The organism is Falsiporphyromonas endometrii (assembly GCF_042654485.1).
GTDB classification, from domain to species: domain Bacteria; phylum Bacteroidota; class Bacteroidia; order Bacteroidales; family Porphyromonadaceae; genus Porphyromonas; species Porphyromonas endometrii.
The window spans coordinates 1-2,151 of record NZ_JBHSGO010000081.1 but is presented as its reverse complement, the minus strand read 5'-3'; the positions used below and the strand labels follow the sequence as shown (position 1 = coordinate 2,151).

The 2,151-nt window shown below is 34.4% G+C and carries 2 protein-coding genes; both read right to left on the bottom strand.

Going from position 1 to position 2,151, the window contains the following annotated elements:
- Positions 1–188: 188 nt before the first annotated feature.
- Positions 189–476, bottom strand: coding sequence for a hypothetical protein (locus tag ACFO3G_RS03370; RefSeq protein ID WP_380077984.1), 288 nt, complete (start codon positions 474–476; stop codon positions 189–191).
- A gap of 507 nt (positions 477–983) precedes the next feature.
- Positions 984–1,229, bottom strand: a complete 246-nt coding sequence (locus tag ACFO3G_RS03365; protein ID WP_380077982.1) for a hypothetical protein — start codon at positions 1,227–1,229, stop codon at positions 984–986.
- Positions 1,230–2,151 lie beyond the last annotated feature (922 nt).

Here is a 2,151-nt window from a genome sequence, read left to right as displayed (position 1 = left end):
GAATACTTTTGTGCATCGTCTTACTTTTAAGTTCTTATGATAAAGATAAGACAATTGGGGCTGAATTCTGTGAAGTTTTTCAGCCCCTTATTTTTTTGTCGCAAAAACTTTTATCGGACAGCAATAAAAGAATATAAACTCAGATCCATTCGCATAAATTTTTTGGTGTGTTGTTTATTAAAAAATATTTATACCTTCGTCACAAAGGAATAGCTCTTGTAAGACGTCCATCGCATTTGAGACGAAGGCTGCATAGAGTTATTCCTTTTTTGTTCCCCGGGAGGGTCGCCTGCTTTCAACCCCTTATCTTCATACTTTAGTATAGAATACGGATATTCTTTTTGCTCCAATCCTTTATAGATGAATGTCGACAAATTCCATTTCTCTGTTCCGATTTTAATTTTATAATAAAGGAATACTTCCGCTTCTAAGTGTTTCCCTTCTCCCGGATAATCACATCCTATATATTCTACCATTTATTCTCTAACAACTTATAGTATAAAATTAAGTACTTTGATATGGGAAATCATCTTGTGTATTCCAATTAAAACGCCACTTATTCTATAAATAATGTAAATTTATTAAGACTGATTTTCGTCTTAAAACAGCTTGTTTTTGATCTCAAAAAGGGCTATTTCTTCTACAAAGAGATAGAAAAGGCAGATTTATCTTTATTGCGATATGTTAAAATCTATGTAAGGCATTTGTAATTTATCTTTTGGCCACTTAAAAATCACTTTCAAGCCGCCTTTTTTGGAAGGTCGCGCGACTTGCAATCCGTTCTCGCGCTACCTTGAAGGTAACCTCGCGCGAGGTTGTACCTGAAGTAGCGCGACTTCGCATGTCAAGGTCGCGCGAGATTGGATCCAAAGTCGCGCGAGAACAGATTGCTTCTCGCACGAGCTTATTTGTTAAAATAGCGCATAAAAAAGCCTGTTTCGTACTATAAAAACGGGCAAAGTCGGTAAGAAGGTCAGATGACCCTAACCCTCGAATTTATGATTTTGAGGTTGAATCAATAGTGCTTTATCAGCTCTTAGAGTTGAATCTAAGGCAACAGTATTTAACAAATAAAAGGTTTCCATCATGAGCTTCACAGCCCTATGATAAAGACCATGACCGGGATCTGTTTGCATCCTGCCGAAAAGACATAGCTTACCGCCGGGGAGGAATGCTCCTCCAAGCGAAATGATTATCAAAAGTATGGTAAGTAATATGCTTATCTTCATGGTTAGTGATTTGTATCAACGATCAATATACAAAAAACGGATCTCTTTCGCAATGCCCCTTCACTTCCATTATTGATTAGAGAGACTCATAAAAGGGGATATAATAAAAAACTAACTGCTTCAATGAACATTTATCAGACTTCCGGAATAAGGTAAACGTTATCAGCTAAATCAGATACATCATTTTGTAATATTTTAGTAGGAATAGATTTAAGTTCTAACAAAAAAGCATATTAGAAGTCATTTATCATAGGGCAACTCCTAATAAAAAATCAAACTAAAAAGGGAATAACATTTGGAACGATTCAAAAAAAGTACTACATTTACGGCGGACAGAGAGAATGGATAAACATTAAGCAAAGGATTCGTATGTTAGTAGAGATCTTTAGAAAACAATCTCTTTAGTCCTTGTATTAAAAGTAGTTGATGATTTACGTACCTTTACCAAAAATTGTGATAGGTATAGTTGAGCATTATGAATAACTTAATATTTCTGAGAGTCTCATTAAAATTGAGTATAAGATATAAGTTCACTACTAAGATTTATAGACTATACTCGAACAAGAAGCATTATCTTTATTAAACATGAAGTTGTACGGTTGGCAGGTGTTCTGCCGACTATCATTGATATAATAATTATATAATCAACTTAATATTCACCTCCGGTGGTACGTTGCAGGGATGCAATGTACCACCTACTTTTTTTATGGTGGTGAGCAATTTGCGTCACATCTTTTTAGATGTCACAATATTTGTTCAAAAGCATATGAAGATATAAGCATACAACATAAAAATAATGGGGCTGTGTCAAAATTCCATTTGGCGCAGCCCTTTCTGTTTTTTGAAAAAAGTTTCAACTTTCTCTATATTAAGTCTTTTCCATGTTATTAATAATAGTTATCTTTATGGTATACAAATAGTT

Excerpts from the sequence above, each read along its gene's own strand:
- ACFO3G_RS03370 (WP_380077984.1), bottom strand. The coding sequence starts at position 476 with ATGGTAGAATATATAGGATGTGATTATCCGGGAGAAGGGAAACACTTA.
- ACFO3G_RS03365 (WP_380077982.1), bottom strand. The coding sequence starts at position 1,229 with ATGAAGATAAGCATATTACTTACCATACTTTTGATAATCATTTCGCTT.